Annotated in this window: 17 protein-coding genes; 11 read left to right on the top strand and 6 right to left on the bottom strand. The window is 68.0% G+C overall.

All coding sequences use genetic code 11. The features are described from left to right. Positions 1 to 18 precede the first annotated feature (18 nt). From OPU70_RS11760 to OPU70_RS11745, 4 genes are all read left to right on the top strand, one after another. Positions 19 to 750 carry an SGNH/GDSL hydrolase family protein gene (locus OPU70_RS11760; protein ID WP_498557853.1) on the top strand — a complete coding sequence of 244 codons (732 nt, stop codon included), beginning with the start codon at positions 19 to 21 and terminating at the stop codon, positions 748 to 750. A 226-nt stretch (positions 751 to 976) separates the two neighbouring features. Continuing rightward, a complete protein-coding gene (locus OPU70_RS11755) occupies positions 977 to 1,717 on the top strand; it encodes a Type 1 glutamine amidotransferase-like domain-containing protein (RefSeq protein ID WP_498557852.1) in 741 nt (246 codons plus the stop codon). After that, entirely contained in the window at positions 1,714 to 3,069 is a 1,356-nt protein-coding gene (locus OPU70_RS11750; RefSeq protein ID WP_498557851.1) for an anaerobic C4-dicarboxylate transporter family protein, read from the top strand. Before OPU70_RS11755 ends, OPU70_RS11750 begins: the two co-directional genes overlap by 4 nt. Before the next feature lie 17 nt (positions 3,070 to 3,086). Next, complete coding sequence (locus OPU70_RS11745) at positions 3,087 to 4,415, top strand: threonine/serine exporter family protein (RefSeq protein ID WP_498557850.1); 1,329 nt, start codon at positions 3,087 to 3,089, stop codon at positions 4,413 to 4,415. Here the strand turns inward: OPU70_RS11745 and OPU70_RS11740 are convergent. Further along, positions 4,412 to 5,368 (bottom strand): FUSC family protein, encoded by a 957-nt coding sequence (locus tag OPU70_RS11740; RefSeq protein ID WP_498557849.1) that lies wholly within the window; start codon positions 5,366 to 5,368, stop codon positions 4,412 to 4,414. The genes OPU70_RS11745 and OPU70_RS11740 overlap by 4 nt on opposite strands. Before the next feature lie 180 nt (positions 5,369 to 5,548). On the opposite strand from OPU70_RS11740, the gene OPU70_RS11735 reads away from it, so the two are divergent. The 4 genes from OPU70_RS11735 to OPU70_RS11720 are packed head-to-tail and all read left to right on the top strand — an operon-like array spanning position 5,549 to position 7,824. Continuing rightward, the gene (locus tag OPU70_RS11735) at positions 5,549 to 5,905 is read left to right on the top strand and encodes a PadR family transcriptional regulator (RefSeq protein ID WP_498557848.1); all 357 of its coding nucleotides are present in this window, start codon (positions 5,549 to 5,551) and stop codon (positions 5,903 to 5,905) included. A 1-nt stretch (position 5,906) separates the two neighbouring features. Beyond that, positions 5,907 to 6,278 (top strand): DUF1048 domain-containing protein, encoded by a 372-nt coding sequence (locus OPU70_RS11730; protein ID WP_042540622.1) that lies wholly within the window; start codon positions 5,907 to 5,909, stop codon positions 6,276 to 6,278. Further along, on the top strand, positions 6,275 to 7,060 hold the full coding sequence (locus OPU70_RS11725; RefSeq protein WP_498557847.1) for an ABC transporter ATP-binding protein: 786 nt from the start codon (positions 6,275 to 6,277) through the stop codon (positions 7,058 to 7,060). Before OPU70_RS11730 ends, OPU70_RS11725 begins: the two co-directional genes overlap by 4 nt. Continuing rightward, on the top strand, positions 7,057 to 7,824 hold the full coding sequence (locus OPU70_RS11720) for an ABC transporter permease (RefSeq protein WP_498557846.1): 768 nt from the start codon (positions 7,057 to 7,059) through the stop codon (positions 7,822 to 7,824). Before OPU70_RS11725 ends, OPU70_RS11720 begins: the two co-directional genes overlap by 4 nt. A gap of 303 nt (positions 7,825 to 8,127) precedes the next feature. Here the strand turns inward: OPU70_RS11720 and OPU70_RS11715 are convergent, their stop codons facing one another. The 5 genes from OPU70_RS11715 to OPU70_RS11695 all read right to left on the bottom strand — a co-directional run bounded on the left by OPU70_RS11715 (position 8,128) and on the right by OPU70_RS11695 (position 14,820). Then, positions 8,128 to 9,603, bottom strand: a complete 1,476-nt coding sequence (locus OPU70_RS11715) for a lipase maturation factor family protein (protein WP_498557845.1) — start codon at positions 9,601 to 9,603, stop codon at positions 8,128 to 8,130. Positions 9,604 to 9,818: 215 nt separating this feature from the next. Beyond that, entirely contained in the window at positions 9,819 to 10,736 is a 918-nt protein-coding gene (locus tag OPU70_RS11710) for a glycine betaine ABC transporter substrate-binding protein (RefSeq protein ID WP_042541230.1), read from the bottom strand. An 88-nt stretch (positions 10,737 to 10,824) separates the two neighbouring features. Then, entirely contained in the window at positions 10,825 to 11,847 is a 1,023-nt protein-coding gene (locus OPU70_RS11705) for an ABC transporter permease (RefSeq protein WP_042541229.1), read from the bottom strand. Next, positions 11,847 to 13,148, bottom strand: coding sequence for a quaternary amine ABC transporter ATP-binding protein (locus OPU70_RS11700; protein ID WP_042541227.1), 1,302 nt, complete (start codon positions 13,146 to 13,148; stop codon positions 11,847 to 11,849). Before OPU70_RS11700 ends, OPU70_RS11705 begins: the two co-directional genes overlap by 1 nt. Before the next feature lie 469 nt (positions 13,149 to 13,617). After that, positions 13,618 to 14,820, bottom strand: coding sequence for a class I SAM-dependent methyltransferase (locus OPU70_RS11695; RefSeq protein ID WP_498557844.1), 1,203 nt, complete (start codon positions 14,818 to 14,820; stop codon positions 13,618 to 13,620). Positions 14,821 to 14,881: 61 nt separating this feature from the next. Between OPU70_RS11695 and OPU70_RS11690 the strand changes: the two genes are divergently transcribed. Genes OPU70_RS11690 through OPU70_RS11680 form a run of 3 tightly spaced genes read left to right on the top strand, consistent with a single transcriptional unit; the run spans position 14,882 to position 17,342 of the window. Beyond that, on the top strand, positions 14,882 to 15,538 hold the full coding sequence (locus tag OPU70_RS11690) for a TetR/AcrR family transcriptional regulator (protein ID WP_052492974.1): 657 nt from the start codon (positions 14,882 to 14,884) through the stop codon (positions 15,536 to 15,538). Continuing rightward, a complete protein-coding gene (locus OPU70_RS11685; protein WP_498557843.1) occupies positions 15,535 to 16,545 on the top strand; it encodes an ABC transporter ATP-binding protein in 1,011 nt (336 codons plus the stop codon). The genes OPU70_RS11690 and OPU70_RS11685 overlap by 4 nt, the downstream gene beginning before the upstream one ends. Next, the gene (locus OPU70_RS11680; protein ID WP_498557842.1) at positions 16,542 to 17,342 is read left to right on the top strand and encodes an ABC transporter permease subunit; all 801 of its coding nucleotides are present in this window, start codon (positions 16,542 to 16,544) and stop codon (positions 17,340 to 17,342) included. Before OPU70_RS11685 ends, OPU70_RS11680 begins: the two co-directional genes overlap by 4 nt. Positions 17,343 to 17,541 lie beyond the last annotated feature (199 nt).

Raw genomic sequence — 17,541 nt, 5'->3', positions numbered from 1 at the left:
GCCGCTAGGCTCGTGTGCGTGCCGAATGCAGACGCCCCCGCCTCCGCCGCATCCGACCTCAGCCGCATCGCGGCGTCGCTCGTCGGCCCCGATCCGCTGAACTGGGTCATCACCGGCGACTCGATCACCCACGGACTCGTCCACACGCAGGGCGGTCGCAGCTATGCCGAGCATCTGCACGAGCTGATCCGCGGCGAACTCGCGCGCACCCGTGACGCCGTCATCAACACCGCGATCAGCGGGCACCGCATCACCGACATCCTGGACGACTGGGATCGCCGCGTCGCGTCCTGGCAGCCGGACATCGTCACCCTCATGATCGGCACGAACGACATGGCGACCGGCCCCGGCCAGGTCACCGTCGAGCCCGCCGCGTTCGCCGCCTCGCTGCGCGAGTTCGTCTCGCGGGTGCGCGCGTCCGGCGCTGTTCCGGTGCTGCAGACCCCGCCGTCGATCGACGTGGCGAACGCACCCGGGCGCGAGCGGATCATCGAGTTCGCGGATGCCGTGCGCGAGGTCGCCGCATCGGAGGACGTGATCCCCGTCGACCAGCACGCCCGTTTCACCGAGCTCGGCAACGGCGGTGTGCCGTGGGGGCTGATGGGCGACCCGTTCCACCCGAACGCCGCGGGTCATGCCGCACTGGCGCTCGAGCTCGCGAACGCGCTCGACATCTGCCCGCCGCACGACCGCGACCGCACTCTGCCGCTGCTCGAGGCGCAGGTCGCGATGGCGCGCCTCAACGCCTGAGCCGACTCCGCCCACCCCGTGGCGGCTGGTCACACGCGCATCCGGCACTCGGTGGGTGGTCGAAAACGCATCCCCCAGCCCTGACAGCGCTGCTTTTCCGACCACCCACCTCTCGCCCGCCCCTCAGGACTCGACCCGCAAGATGCACTGGTGCATCGATTCGTATACCAGTATCTTGAACCGCATCCGAAGTCGTACCGCGGGGGAGCGATGAAGGGGGGACGCTGTGTCTCATGTAGTGGCAACAGGTGCAGGCAAGGCGATGATGGAGCGCCGGAACGATCCGACGCACGACTACATCCTCGGGCTCACTCGAAAGAAGAGACCGCGCGTGCTGTTCGTCGGCACCGCGACCGGCGACGACGCGGCCTACATCGTGAGTTTCTACTCGACGTATGACTCCGACCGCTGCGCGCCGCATCACCTGCCGCTCTTCCACCGCTCGGTCGACGACCTCGCGGGCTTCGTGAAGGGATTCGACGTCATCCACGTCGGCGGCGGCAACACGGCGAACATGCTCGACGTGTGGAAGCGGCAGGGCCTCGACGAGATCATGCGCGAGATGTGGGAGGACCCCGACTCGAACGTCGTCTTCACCGGAGGCAGCGCCGGCGGCATCTGCTGGTTCGAGGGCGGCACGACCGACAGCTACGGACCCACGCTGCAGGTGCTCCCCGAAGGGCTCGGATTCCTGCACGGCAGCTTCTGCCCGCATTACGACGCCGAGGATCAGCGCCGCCCGCTGTTCCACGCATCGCTGCTGAGCGGCGAGCTCGCCACGGGATACGCGGTCGGCAACCTGCAGTCACTGCACTTCGAGAACTCCGAGTTCGTGACGGCGATCAGCCCGGTCGAGAACCCGCTCGCCCTGCGCGTCGAAGCCATCGACGGCAAGATCGTCGAGACAGAGCTGGCCACCGAGATCCTCACCGGCTCTGGCCCCATCACGAAGGGGCCGTCGACATGAACGACAACGTGTGGCTCCTCATCGCCCAACTGATCGTCGTCATCCTCGCGATCTACATGGGTACCCGCACCAGCGGGATCGGTCTGGGAGTGTGGGGTCTCGTCGGTGTGGCCGTGCTCATCTTCGTCTTCGGAGAGGCCCCGGGCAACGCCCCGGTGGATGCGGTCTTCATCGTCATCACGGTGATCACCGCCGCATCCACCATGCAGGCCGCCGGAGGCATCGACTGGATGGTCTCGGTCGCCGCCAAGGTGATCAGGCGCAAACCCAAGTCGGTCGTCTTCCTCGCACCGGCGATGTCGTTCCTCTTCACGGTCGGAGCGGGCACCGGGAACATCTTCTACCCGTTGCTCCCGGTGATCTACGACGTGTCGTACCAGCAGAAGATCCGACCGGAGCGCGCGCTGTCGGTCTCGGCCGTGGCCTCGCAGGTCGGCATCCTCTGCTCCCCCGTCTCCGCCGCTACGGCCTCGATGGTCGTGCTGCTGGCGCCCCAGGGCGTCGATCTCGGTGGACTGCTGCTGATCATGTGGCCGGCGTCGATCGCCGGTCTCTTCGTCGCCGCACTCGTGATGATGCGGCACGGCAAAGACCTCGAGGACGACCCCGAATTCCAGCGCCGTCTCGAGAGTCACCAGATCAAGCCACCGGTGGTGGACGCGCACGACACGAAGCTGCCGCGCACCGCGGTGCTGTCGGCCGCGCTGTTCCTGATCGGCGTCGGCGTCATCGTGCTGTTCGGGCTCTTCGAGGGGCTGCGCCCGGTGATCGGCACGGATGACGCCGGCGACCCCGTTCGTCTGAGCGTGACCGTCATCATCGAGGTGGTGATGGGCATCATCGCGGCTCTCATCTTCGTGTTCTGCAAGGTCAAGGCCGCAGACGTGCCGAAGCAGCCGACGTTCCCCGCCGGTATCGTCGGTGCGATCGCCCTGTTCGGCATCGCCTGGCTCGCCAACACGTTCGTCGCGGCGAACCAGACGCTCATCGTCGATGGCCTCGGCTCGGTGGTCTCGGGATCGTCGGCGTTCCTCGGCGCGCTGCTCTTCGCGCTCGCCCTGTTCGCCGTCGCGATGCTGACCACGAGCCAATCCAGTGCGACCAACGCGATCGTCCCGATCGGCATCACGATCGGACTGCCCGCGCCGCTGCTGGTGGGGCTCTGGCCGTCGACCATGGGCATCTACACGCTGCCGGCCAACGGCAGCCAGGTCGCGACCGTGGCGTTCGACCAGACCGGCACGACGAAGATGGGCAAGTTCGTCTTCGACCACTCGTTCCAGCTGCCGAACCTCGTCTACGTCGGCGTCGCGATCGTCGTGGGTGTGGTGCTCTCCTTCCTGTTCTCGTGACGCGAGGGTCCCCTGAGATGCCGGTGGACCTCGATCGCTCGGCCCTGCGCCAGTTCCTCCTGGGACTCGCGCAGGGCATGAACGCGTCAGCCGAGTCGGTCGACCGCATCCGCGACACGGTGACGACGGTCGCAGAGGCCTACGGCGCCGACGACACGGACTTCGTCGTGCTCCCGACGATCATCATCGTCGAGACGGGTGACGACGAGGATTCTCGCGTCGCGATCCGCTCGGCGACCAACGCGTCGTTCCGGTTCGACCAGATCGCCGCTCTGTACGAGCTGATAGCGCAGGCGCGCACGGCGTCGGTGTCGCCCCTCGACGGCATCCGCCGCCTGAACGAGATCGGAGCCATGCGACCTCGCCTGGGCTGGGTCACCCGCACGTTCGGGCACGCCGTTCTGACGACCGGCCTCGCCCTGCTGCTCGCTCCGACCTGGCAGGGAGCGATCGTCGCGTTCGCCCTGGGGGCGGGCATCGGTCTGCTCAAGCTCGTGCGCTCTCCCACTCTGCAGCTGATCATGCCGATCGCGGCGGCGTTCGTCTGCGCGGCCGCGGTGTTCCTGCTCGCCGAGGTCATCGAGATCGGCGATCCGATCCGCCTGCTCATCGCGCCGTTGGTCACGTTCCTTCCCGGGGGCGTGCTCACCACGGCGACCGTGGAGCTCGCGTCGGGGCAGATGATCTCCGGCGCCTCCCGCCTGGTCTACGGCTTCGTGCAGCTGGCGCTGCTCGCCTTCGGCATCCTCGCGGCCGGCACCGTCGTGGGTGTCGAGTCCCGCACCTACGAGCCGCTCGAAGTGGCGTCCTCGCTGCCGTGGTGGGTCGCGTTGATCGGCATCCTGGTCTTCGCGCTCGGCAACTACCTGCATTTCTCCGCACCCGCCTCGACGTTCGGCTGGGTGCTGCTCGCGCTCATCGTCGCCTATGCAGGACAGTGGGTGGGGGCGGCGTTGCTGGGCCCCCTCGTGGGCGGCTTCGTCGGCGCCGTCGCGATGGCCGTCGTGGTGTTCTGGATCGGTTCACTGCGGCACGGCACACCGGTGCAGATCACCTTCCTGCCGGCGTTCTGGCTGCTGGTTCCGGGGGCTGCGGGGCTGGTCGGGCTCACCGAGGCCGTCGCCACCGACGGCGGACTCGCCGACTTCATGGAGGCGCTCGTCTCGGTCATGTCGATCGCGCTCGGCGTTCTGATCGGCACCGCGCTCTACCGCGTCGTGCACCATGGCGCGGAGGAGATCGTGCAGTTCGCCGTCGCGGTGCCGACAGCGGTGACGGATGCCGTGCAGCCGCGCCTGTGGGAGCGACTCCTGCCGTGGTGGCGGAGAAGGGCCGACGCGCCCTAGCGACGCACTCGCCGGGCAACCCGTGGCACGATCGCCGCCGCGGCGAGCGCGAGTGCCACGCCGACGAGTGTCATTCCGACGCGTTCCACGAACCAGTGGGCGGGTGTGCCGCTGTCTTCGAGCAGCAGCAACGACAGCACGATGAATGTCGAGAACAGCGGGAAGACGTACCACCGACTGCCTGCCGTGCCGGTGCCGAGTGTCAGGATCACGACGAGGAGTATCGCCGAGACCGCGGGGAGCGGATGCAGGGCCGCGACGGCGATCGCGAGCAGAGCTCCGGCGACGACCGCCACGGGCCTGCCCCATCCGCGTGTGATCAGCATCGCGTGATTCGGCCGACTCACCATGAGCGCCGCGGTGCACGCCCATCCGGGGTGGTCGACGCCCAGCGCGAAGCCGATCGCGGCGCCGATCGCCCCCGCGAGACCGATCTGGATGCCGTAGACGAGCATGGCCGAGCGCGTCGTCGGGGGTGGCGAGGGGCGCGGGCCGGATGACGAGTCCGGCCAGACCAGCGACACGAGGAATGCGTAGAGCGACCCCGCGAGGATGAGCCCCGCACCGGCGAGCCCGGTCGCAACCGACGGGAACGAGAGCCCGACGCCGAGCAGCGGCACCCCGAGCACGAGCACCGGTGTCGCGAGGTGCCGTGAACGATCGGCGGCCAGCACGGCGACGACCACGCACAGCGCGAACACCACGAGCACCGCCAGCGCGGGGGTGCGCGTCACCGCCGACCCGAGCAGAACCGAGATCGCCGCGATGCCGCCGACGACGAGACTCATCGCCCGCTGCCTGCGAGTGCTCGACACCCCGAGCCCCGCCGCGGGGAGCACGCCGACCGCGAGCGCCAGCCCGATCTGCGGGTCGCTCAGCGTCGCGATGCCCGCTGGCAGACCGATCACCGCCCCATGCAGGGCGTTCCTCCACGACCAGGCCAGTGCCGCCATGTGCTCACTCTGGAGTCTCCCGCCCCGGAAGTACAGAACCACGCGCGGCGTGATGCGCATGCGCCCACCGGGGGCCACACGAGAATGATCAGTATTCGGTGTTGCTAAGTACCGGTACTCAGTGTTACTTTGTACTGGTACCCAGCAACACTGAGTACCGACCAACGAGAGGAGGCCTTCATGGGCAAGCAGATGACCGAGATGCTCAAGGGCACCTTGGAAGGCATCGTTCTGGCCCTCCTCGCCGAGCAGCCGGCATACGGATACGAGATCACCACCCGCGTGCGTGACCACGGATTCACAGACATCGCCGAGGGCACGATCTACGCCCTGCTCGTGCGCGTCGAGCAGAAGAAGCTCGTCGACGTCGAGAAGGTGCCGAGCGAGAAGGGGCCGCCCCGCAAGGTGTACTCCCTCAACCCGGCGGGAACGCAGGAACTCGAGGAGTTCTGGAAGACCTGGAGCTTCCTCACGCAGCGCATCGACAGCCTGCGCATTGCAAACACAAACACCGACACGACCAACAAGGAGAACTGACATGGCCGCGAAATGGATCGAAGCGCTCACCGGATCGCTCGAGCAGAAGAAGCAGTACCGCGATGCGAAGAAGCGCATCGACGCCCTCCCCGAGCCCTACCGCACGGTCGCCAACGCCCAGCACCGCTACACGATGTACTACGGCGGCATCACCGACGGCGACATCCTCGTGCAGATCTTCCTCGATCTCGCCGACCTGTGGGAGCGCGCCGCCATCGACGGCACCCCGATCGACGACATCGTCGGCGATGACCCCGTCGCCTTCGCCGAGACCTACGCCGAAGCGTACGGCGGAACCCACTGGATCGACAAGGAACGCGCCCGCCTGACCGCGGCGGTCGACGACGCGAAGAAGAAGGAGACCCGATCATGACCAGCCCCGCCATCGCCGTTCGCAGCCTCGAGAAGTCCTACAAGGACCTTCACGTCCTGCGCGGCGTCGACTTCGACGTCGAGAAGGGATCGATCTTCGCCCTGCTCGGCTCGAACGGCGCAGGCAAGACCACCGTGGTGCGCATCCTCTCGACGCTGCTGAAGCCGGATGCCGGCACGGCCGTGGTGCAGGGAGTCGATGTCACCGCCGACCCGCTCGCCGTGCGGCAGAGGATCAGCCTCACCGGCCAGTTCGCCGCGGTCGACGAGATCCTGACCGGACGAGAGAACCTCATGCTCGTCGCGAAGCTGCGGCACCTGCCCGACGCCGCGAAGGTGGCAGACGATCTGCTCACGACGTTCCGCCTGACGGATGCCGGAGCTCGCAAGGTCGGCACCTACTCGGGCGGCATGCGCCGTCGCCTCGACATCGCCATGAGCCTGGTCGGCCACCCCGAGGTCATCTACCTCGATGAGCCGACGACCGGGCTCGACCCCGAGTCCCGCATCGAGGTGTGGGACGTCATCACAGAGCTCGCGAACACCGGCACCACGGTGCTGCTCACGACTCAGTACCTCGACGAGGCCGAGCATCTGGCCGACCGCATCGCGATCCTCCACGAGGGTCGGATCATCGTCGACGGCACCCTGGCAGACCTCAAGCGCCTGCTGCCGGCGGCCAAGGTCGAGTACGTCGAGAAGCAGCCCACCCTCGAGGAGATCTTCCTCACCCTCGTCGGCCCGAAGTCGGGCTCCGCAACCGGAAAGGAGAACGCAGCATGAGCACGCACTTCGTCGCAGACACCGCGACGCTCACCGGCCGCTCGATGCGGCACATCTTCCGCAGTCCAGACACCATCATCACCACGGCGGTCACACCGATCGCGCTGATGCTGCTGTTCGTGTACGTCTTCGGAGGCGCGCTCCGCGAGAGCACCGGCTCCGAGAACTACGTGAACTACCTGCTCCCCGGCATCCTGCTCATCGCCATCGCGTCCGGCATCGCCTACACGGCCTTCCGGCTCTTCAACGATCTGCGGAGCGGCATCTTCGAGCGGTTCCACTCCATGCCGATCGCGCGATCGAGCGTGCTCTGGGCGCACGTCCTCACCTCGCTCACCGCCAACGGCATCACGCTGGCGATCATCTTCGGCGTCGGATTCCTGATGGGGTTCCGCACCGGAGCCGGTCCGCTCGCGTGGCTCGCCGTCATCGGCATCCTGTTCCTCTTCACCCTCGCCCTCACCTGGCTGGCCATCATCGCCGGCCTGAGCGCCAAGACGGTCGACGGGGCGAGCGCCTTCTCGTATCCGCTGATCTTCCTGCCGTTCATCAGCTCTGCGTTCGTGCCGACCGAGACCATGCCCGGTCCGGTGCAGTGGTTCGCCGAGAATCAGCCGGTCACCTCGATCGTCGACACCATCCAGGCGCTGTTCGCCGAGGAGCCGGTCGGCACCGACATCTGGGTCGCCCTCGCCTGGTGCGTCGGCATCCTGATCGTCGCCTACGTGTTCGCGATCATCGCGTACCGCAAGAAGGTCAGTTGAACGTCTGCAGTGAGACGGAACGCTCCGTCCGGGCCCCGCGCCCGGCCGGGGCGTTTCGCCGCGCTCGGCGTCGGAGTTCGTGGCGCTCGGCCGTGGCCATGTGACGCCCTTCGGGGAGGAGATCTGCCCTTCGGGAGGACGGATCAGCGCGAAACCTCCTCCCGAAGAGCAGTCCTCCTCCCGAGGAGGTGAGGGCGAGGACGAGGTGAGGGCGAGGAAGGGGTGAGGGCGAGGAAGGGGCGAGGGCGAGGAAGGGGCGAGGGCAGGCACGGATGCCGAACAGAGCAGAGGCTGGCACCCGCCCTACCGCAACCCGAGGGGGCCGAGCACGATCCGCTGGCGCGTGCGCACCCAGACCACACCGTCGGCGCGCCGTTCGGCTCGGGTGGCGAAGCGGTAGCGATACGACACCGCTCGCACCCACCGAGGCTGCTCGCCGTCGAACGGGTCGGAGCGCAGCAGCGCGAGGGTCGGCGCATCCGCTTCGAGAAGTCGCAGCAGGAACACCGTGAACCAGTCGTCGAGTGAGCGCCCGAGCGGCAGGAACCACATCAACCAGTCGAGCCGCAGATGGTACGGCGCGAACTGGCGAGGGATGCGGCGCACGTCGCCCGGCTTGCCCTTGAACTCGTATTCGCGCCACAGCAGTCCGTCGTCATCGACCGATCCCTCGACGACGATCTCGATGCGCTCCTTTGTCACGGTGCCGAAGGCGCCGTAGGCGTTGCCGATCTGCCACCTGTTGAAGCTCGCGTTCATCAGCTGGCGACGCGCGAACAGGTTGCGCAGGGCCCGCCAGCTCAGGGCCACGACGAGGGTCCCGACGGCCGTGGTGATCACGAACCAGTACAGGGGGATGCCGGGCCACAGCGACTCGTCCGGGTCCGTTCGATCGGCGACCCGAGCGCCCACCCCCGGCATCCCGATCGCCGAGAACGCGATGACGATGGTCACCCAGTTCAGCCAGGCGAAGTTGCCCGTCGCGACGAGCCACACCTGCGTCGCGATCACGATCACGGCGGCTCCGGCCCCGACGATCTGCGGCACCGGCCCGGGGACCCACACCGACAGCAGCGGCGCGAACACGAAGAAGGGCACCACGAGCTGCGCGAAGTGGTTGCCGACGACCTCACCGCGATGGAACCACCGGGGCAGCAGGTGCGCCTGACGGCTGAGCGGCCCCGGCATCGGCTGCGTCTCGTGGTGATAGGTAAGGGCAGTGAGGTCTCGCCACTCCTGCCCACCGCGGATCTTGATCATGCCGGCGCCGAACTCGACCCGGAACAGCAGCCACCAGAACAGCACGATCACGACGGTCGGCGCCGGCTGGCCGTTCGACCCGAGGAACGCGGCCAGGAACCCCGCCTCGAGCAGCAGCATCTCCCAGCCGAACGAGTAGAAGGTCTGCCCGATGCTGACCACCGACATGTATCCGAGCCACAGCGCGAGGAAGCACAGCATCGGCACCCACGGCGGACCCCACTGCGGCACGCCGATGACGAGCAGCGCCGACACGACGATCCCTGCCCCGCACAGCAGCGCGAGTCGTCGATCGGAGTACCGGATGCGGACGAAGAGGGTCGGATGCAGCATCCGCCGCCGCTCTCGCTTCTCGCCGATCCAGTCGAGCAGCACCGGCGCCGGCAGCAGCCCGTTGTCGCCGAGAAGCGCCCGGAACTGGTTCAGAGTCGAGACGAACGCGACGAGGTACAGCGCCGCGATGCCCCGCTGAAGGACCTCACGGGCGAAACCGAAGTCGACCGCCGCGAACCCGTCCACGGCCACAGGCTACGCCCCGACCGCACAGCGCAGGAGGGGGTTGCGGACAGCCGGCACCGCCACCCGCCCCGGCGGCCGTCGAGCGACCCCGGCGAAGCCGAGCGAGACGAAACGCGGTACCGATGCGCTATCGGCTCGCCACGTTTCGTCTCAGTCGACTCCGTCGTCTTCGCTCGACGACCGGCGGGATGTCGACGGTCGACAGGCGGGTCAGGTCAGCTGACGACCCAGTCGAAGTCGTCGCCGTGCTCTTCGAGCCATGCGTCGACGGCATCCGCTTCCTTGCCCTCGCCGTACTCGTTGACGACGAGGTCTTCGAGCGAGCCGTACTGCGCGTCGTCGAGCTTGATCTGCTCGATCAGCTCAGCGGCCTCGGGGTACTCCTCGGCGAAGCCCTTCGTACCGAGGAAGTGCAGGGCCTCGGCCTCGCCCATGGCGCCCTTGGGGTCTTCGAGGTCCTTCACGGGGAAGGCGTCGTTGGCCCAGAACGGACGCCACAGCGTCACGACGATGTCCTCCTGCTTGTCGGTCGCAGACTTCAGCTCGGTGAGCATCGCCGCGGTCGACGAGGTGACGAGCTCGTACTCGCTGTCGAGACCGTACTCGGGCATCATCTTCTGGGTCTGCGCCGTGAGGCCGGCCCCGGGCTCGATGCCGAAGATCTTGCCGTCGAGCTCTGCGCCCTTGCCGGCGAGATCCTCGATCGAGTTCAGGTCGGAGTACTCGGGAACCGCGAGCGTCAGCTTGGCGTTCTCGTAGTACGCACCGAGATCCTCGATGTCATCGCCGTAGGTGTTCATGTACTCGGCGTGCGTGAGCTCGGGCCAGGCCGACGGGTAGATGTCGACGTCACCCTGCGCGAGACCCGTATACAGGGGGCCGGCCTCGGTCAGCGTCTTCATCTCGACCGTGTAGCCGATCTTCTCGAGCTGGTCCTGCAGCAGGTACGCGGTGCTCAGGCCGTCGGTCCACGAGGGCAGGAAGCCCAGGGTGATCGTGCCCTTGTCGCCCGAGCCGGACTCGCTGCCGCCGGTGTCGCCGCCGGTTCCGCCCATGCCGTCGCCGCTGCAGCCGGCGAGGGTGAGGGTCGCTGCGGCGCCGATGGCCGCGATCGTCAGGATCTTCTTCTTCATGTGTATCTCTCTCGTTCCGTATATATGTGCTGTGTTGCTGTGTTGCTGTGTACTGCTGTGTTGCGTGTTCTCTTGCGGGAGGGATGAGTCAGTGCACGCCGCCGCCGACGGGGGCGCGGCGCGGGGAGGCCTTCATGCGCTCGGCCTCGTCTTCGGCATCCTTCGCAGCGGCTGCCTCGGCCGATGCGGGGGCGGATGCTGTGGCCGGCACCTCGGCGGATGCCGCGGCGAGGCGCTTCTGCGTACGACGACGAGCCAGCAGGCCGAGCAGCGACGAGCGGTTGCTGCCCAGGTCGCCGAGCGCTGCCGTGACACGGTCGAGGAAGACGGCGATGAGCACGACGCCCAGTCCCGCCTCGACGCCCTTGGCGATGTTGATGGTCGAGATCGCCTCGACGACGATCTTTCCGAGGCCGTCAGCACCGGCCATACCGGCGATGACCGCCATCGACAGCGCGAGCATGATGACCTGGTTGACGCCGGCGAGGATCGTCGGCATCGCGAGCGGAAGCTGGATGCCGCGAAGGATCTGACCCGGCTTGGCGCCGAACGCCTGGCCGGCCTCGACGGTCTCGGAGTCGACTCCGCGGATGCCGAGCTCGGTCAGTCGCACACCGGGAGGCAGAGCGAAGATCACGGTGGCGACGAGTCCGGGGACGACGCCGATGCTGAAGAACACGATCGCCGGGATCAGGTAGACGAACGCGGGCATGGTCTGCATGAAGTCGAGCACGGGCTTCAGCACCGCACGCACGGTGGCGTTGCGGGCAGACCAGATGCCCAGGGGCACCGCGATGAGCACCGCGATCGCCGCCGCGACGAGAACCAGGGCGAGCGTCTGCATCGCCGGCACCCAGAGACCCATGGCCACGATCAGTCCGAAGGAGATGACCGTGCCGATCGCCAGCTGCCACGAGCGGACGAGCCACGCGATGAACGCGGCGATCACGATGATGACGACGAAATGCGGGCTCAGGAGCGCGCGGGTGAGTCCGTCGACCAGGAAGCTGACGACGAAGGAGATGACGTCGAGCAGACCGTCGAGGTTCGTCTTGATCCAGTCGACTCCGGTCGCGACCCAGCTGCCGAGGGGAATGCGGAAACCATCCATCAGCGCACCTCCTCTGTCTTCACGGCGTCCGCCGGGTCGGCGGTCCACCCGTCATCGAGCACTGCATCGATCTCGGCCTGCGGCATCGGAAGGAGCGGCAGGGTGAGCTCGCCGGTCGCTCCGGGGCCGGGGCCCAGGGCGGCGAGCAGGGTGATGCGCGGAATCACGCCGGTCAGGCGCCCCGTGGCATCCACCACTGCCAGCGGCAGCGGCGACTCCACCGACGGGATGAAGAGGTTCATGAGGACCTCGTCTTCGCTGACGCTCTGCGGCACCGGCTTGATGATCGACGCGAGGGTCGACACGCCCTGGCGGACCAGCCTGACGGCGTCGCGGTCGGTGACGATGCCGAGCAGCTTGCGGTCGCGGCCCGTGACGTACGTGGCCGACATGAACGCGTCGCGCATCTGGCGCAGTGCCGTGCGGGGGCCGGCGGTCTCGGCGACGACCGGGCGCGGGCGCTCCATGACGTTCGCGGCCGTGAGCACACGAGCGCGGTCGACATCCTGCACGAACTGCTCGACGTAGTCGTTGGCGGGGTCCATGAGGATGTCTTCGGGCGTGCCGATCTGCACGATGCGGCCGTCGCGCATCACGGCGATGCGGTCGCCGAGGAACATGGCCTCGTTGAGGTCGTGGGTGATGAAGACGATCGTCTTCTGCAGCTTCTCCTGGAGTTCGAGCAGCTGCTCCTGCATCTCGCGACGGATCAGCGGGTCGAGGGCGCTGAACGCCTCGTCCATGAGCAGGATGTCGGAGTCGGCCGCGAGCGCACGGGCGATGCCCACGCGCTGCTGCATGCCTCCCGACAGCTCGGACGGCAGCTTGTCGGCCTGTCCCTCGAGGCCGACCAGGGTGAGGATCTCCTCGGCCTTCTTCAGGCGCTCGTCCTTGCCGACACCCTTCAGCTCGAGGGGGTAGGCGACGTTCGCGGCGACCGTACGGTGCGGCAGCAGTGCGAAGTGCTGGAACACCATCGAGATGCGGTCGCGGCGGATCTCACGCAGACGCGACGACGGGATGCCGGTGATGGGGTCGCCGTTCACGACGACCGATCCGTCGGTCGCGTCGTGCAGCCCGTTGAGCATGCGGATGATGGTGGATTTGCCGGAACCCGAGAGGCCCATGATCACGAAGATCTCGCCGCGGTTCACGGTGAAACTGGCGTCGATGACGGCGGCGGTTCCTGCGTCGCCGACCTCGGATCTGCTCTCACCGGCCTTCAGTCGACGGACGGCACTGCTCGGATTCTTCCCGAACACCTTGTACAGATTGCGCGCTTCAAGAGCGATTTCGGACACGTTTCCCCTGCGGCTCGCCTTCGGGTGGCTGAGCCTGCTTCGGTTACGCCCGGGTGATCCTCCCGGCCGTTTCGACATGGTGCTGTGGCGGCGCGGACGGCGGATTTCGGATCCACCGCGATAGAGCATCGACCGTACGTCCACGCCTCTTCGCAGCACAGCACATTCGAAAGAAGGACGTGATCGCGGACTGGTCTTCGGGCCGTCAGGCCCACCAACCAACGTAACGAAATGGCCGGTCAGGGGCAAATCCGTCAATTTTATCGACGTTCAGTTTCGTCGGCTGACCGGGGGATTGCGCGGGTTTCGGACGCGCGTGCGAGGTCGGGCGTGGCGGGGGTGCGACACGGGTCAGCGGGCGCGCCGCGAGACCGTGGCGTGCGCATCCGACGTCCATGTGCACCTGTGAAGTCCGGATGCCGGGAAGTCGGACTCGCGAGGCGCTTTCGGACTCGCGAGGCGCACGCGATCAGCGACGGATGCTGCGCGTCACGGTGAACTTCGGAGTGCGATGCACCTGCTCGGTGGCGCCGACGAGGCGGGTGAGCTCGGCGCGGTAGCCGAGCGACGAGTTGTAGACCGTGAACAGCTCTCCGCCGGGCCGGAGGATGCGGGCCGCGGCCTCGAACAGACGGGTCGCTGCCCCGGTGTGCACGCTGCTGCCGAGATGGAAAGGCGGGTTGAGAAGCACGACATCGGCACTGGCGTCCGCGATCTCGGAGCCCGCGTCGTCGTGCATGACGGTGACGCGGTCTGCGACGCCGTTCGCGGCGACCGTTGCGCGGGCGGAGGCCACTGCCGCTGCCGATCTGTCGGTCGCGATCACGTGGGATTCGGGGTGCGCGAGAGCGTACGAGGCGGCGAGCGCGCCGGTTCCGCAGCCCAGATCGACGACGACCGGGGTCGGGCTCGGCTCTTCGGCGTTCACAACGCAGCATGAATCGGCCGCATCGGCCGGTTCCGGGGCGTTTTCAGTCCGTGCCGGCTCATCCGCGCTGAATTGTGAACCATCGGGGCCGAGCACCTCGAGCAGCACACGCGTGCCGATATCGAGGCGAGCCCCCGCGAAGGCACCGCCGTGCGCGACGAGGGTCAGGCCGCCGTGCCGCGCTGTCACGGGGAACGGCGGCTCTGACGGCACCGGTCGCGGCCCGGATGCGACGACCAGCCGTGACTTGCGCTCCGCCCGCTCGGCCTGCACACGCGCGAAGCTGCGCCCCAGCACCTCGTTCTGCGCGATGGTCATGTGCTTCACGCGGCCGCCGGCGACGAGCACGACGTCCGGGGCTGCCCAGCGCGCCACGGCATCCGCGATCTCTTCGAGCTCTGCCAGCGCCTTCGGCAGCTGCAGCAGCACGAGTCGGGCGCTGCTGAGCAGAGAGGCATCGAGCTCGTGCGACGAGAAGCCCGAGAGGCCCAGCTCGTCGGCGTTGCGAGCGAGCGCACGGCGACCGGTCGCGAGGTCCTGGTGCACGCGGATGCCGTCGAGACCGGCATCCGTCAGCGCGAGGGTGATCGCGCCGTATTCGTCGCCGATCACCGCGATCTCCGACCCGGCGATCCCGAGCGCGAGAGCCCGCTCGACCAGCAGCAGATCGGTCGCGTCGTGGGCCTGCAGGTTGTCGGCCTCGACGTCGGGCCAACGGCGCAGTCGATTGAAGGGGAAGTCCACCCCTTCAGCCTAGGAGCGCCCTCTCTTGACACGGACTGAACACGTGTTTAGTCTGCTGTACATGCGTTCAGTCTCCGACGACATCACGGCTCGCGCCCGCATCCGCGACACCGCCATCGCCGCCTTCGCCCGCGACGGCTACGACGCCGCGAGCCTGCGCGCGATCGCCAGGGAGGCCGGTGTCAGCCCGGCTCTGATCGTGCATCACTTCGGCGACAAGAACGCCCTCCGCAGCGAGTGCGACGACTACGTGGTCGGCGTCTTCATCGACGAGGAGCACGACCTCATCGTCGCGCCGACCCGCGACCGCATCCGCACCGCCCTCAACGACCTCGAGCGCTACGGCCCCTACATCGACTACCTCGCGAGGATGCTCGTCGACGGTTCGGCTGCTTCCGATCGACTGTTCGACAGCTTCCTCTCCCACACCCGCGCCGTGCTCGCCGAACAGCGCGACGCCGGGATGCTCGAACCGATGAGCGACCCCGAGATGACGACTCTGCTGCTGACCCTGATCGGCCTCGGACCCGTCGTGATGCGCGCCCAGATCGCCCGCACCCTCGGAATGGACCAGCTGAGCCCCGCTGGGCTCCTGCGCACCACGCTGCCGACGCTGGAGCTGCTCACCCACGGCATCTATTCGACGACCGCGCTGCTCGACGGTGCGCGAGACGCACTCGCGGCTGAGGGGAACACCTCGGGAGGAGACGCATCATGACCGACACGATCGAGATCGACCGTCTGCAGAAGCGCTACGGCAGTCGCATCGCGCTGCACGAGCTCGACCTGCACGTGCGACCAGGCACCGTCTTCGGACTCATCGGCCCCAACGGCGCCGGCAAGACGACGACGCTGCGCACACTCGTCGACGTCATCCGCCCGTCATCAGGCTCGGTGCGCGTGCTCGGTGAAGACCCCCGCCACGGCGGCGCCGCGCTGCGACGGCGCATCGGCTACGTTCCGGGAGAGCTGCACCTCGAAGGGCGATCGAGCGGACACCGGATGCTGTCGTTCTACGCCCAGGTCTCGGGCGAGCGCGATTCTGCGACGACGCTGCGCACCGGCCGCGAGCTGGCCGACCGGCTCGGGGTCGACCTGTCGCGACCCGTGCGCACCCTGTCGAAGGGCAACAAGCAGAAGGTCGGGCTGATCCAGGCGTTCATGCACCGACCCGAGCTGCTCATCCTCGACGAGCCCACCAGCGGCCTCGATCCGCTGGTGCAGCGCGAGTTCCTGCAGATGGTCCGCGAGGCGAAGAGTGCCGGGCAGACCGTGCTGCTGAGTTCGCACGTGCTCAGCGAGATCCAGCAGACCGCAGACGAGGTCGCCGTGCTCGCGAACGGGCGGGTCGTCGCCGACGGCGATGTCGCCTCGCTGCGCCTGGGATCGATCCGCCGCGTGCGAGCCGAGATCTCGACGACGGATGCCGCGGCCGCCCGCGCCGACTTCGATCGCGTGCCCGGTCTCGGCGGAGTCGAGGTGCATGACTCCGACGGCATCCTGAGCATCTCCGGCACCGTGGACGGCGCGATCGATCCGTTCATCAAGGTGCTCGCCCGCTTCGAGGTGCGCGACCTGACCGTGGAGGAACCAGACCTCGAGGAGTCCGTGCTGCGGCTCTACGGCGCCTCTGCCGCGAACGCCGGCGCTGCCACGAGCGAGGCGGCCTCCACGAACGAGCCGCCGACGAGACGCGCCCGCCGCGGCAGGGAGGGCCGGCGATGAACGGCATCCTGCCGGTGTTCCGACGCAACCTGCGCGAGTCGTGGCGCAGCCTCCTCGGGTGGACCATCGGCATCTCCGCCGTGCTGTTCCTCTATCTGCCGCTGTATTCGAGTCTCGGCGGCGACGGTCAGCTCGAGGCGATGATCTCTTCGCTGCCGAAGGAGCTCGTCGACACGCTCGGATACGACCAGATCTCGACGGGTGCCGGATACGCGCAGAGCACGTTCTTCGGCCTGATCGGCTTTCTGCTGCTGACGATCGCGGCGGTGATCTGGGGGTCCGCGGCCATCGCCGGCGCCGAAGAGAGCGGACGAGCAGAGCTCGATCTCGCGCACGGCATCGGCCGCGGTCAGTATGCACTCGAGTCCGCTCTGGCCGTGCTCGTCAGGCTGCTGTGGCTCGGCGCCTTCGCGGGCCTCGTCGTCTGGGCGCTGAACGGCCCCTCCGAACTCGGCATCGACGACCGCAACATCGTGGGAGCGAGCGCTGCGCTCACGGGTCTCGCGTTCCTCACGGCATCCGCCGCCCTGCTCGCCGGCGCCGCGACCGGTCGCCGCATCTGGGCGACCGGGGTCGGCGCGGGCATCGCCGTGCTCGGCTACATCCTGCAGGCGCTGGCGAAGCAGTCGAAGGACCTCGAGTGGCTGAACGCACTCTCCCCCTACGCATGGGTCTACCAGCGACCGCCGCTCTCCGAGGGCGTCGACCTCGGCGGGCTCGCCCTCACCTGGGGCCTCGCGATCGTGTTCGTCGTCGCCTCGGTCTTCGCGTTGCGCGCTCGCGACCTCCGCGGCTGACCCCGTTCGCGTCCACTGCCCCGCGCGACCTCCCCGCCCCCACCCACTGCCCCTGGCGTGGTCAAAAACGCACCCGAATCGGCGACTTCGGGTGCTTTTCTGACCACGGGCGCGCCGCAGGCGGAAGAGACCGTTGACACGATCGAGGTTCAGTGGTTACCTAGTCGAGTAACTAACCCATCAACCACAGCGGAGGACT

It is taken from the genome of Microbacterium sp. SWDP-B6 (assembly GCF_059803615.1).
The sequence above is the reverse complement of the archived record's forward strand: the minus strand, read 5'-3'. Positions and strand labels throughout refer to the sequence as shown.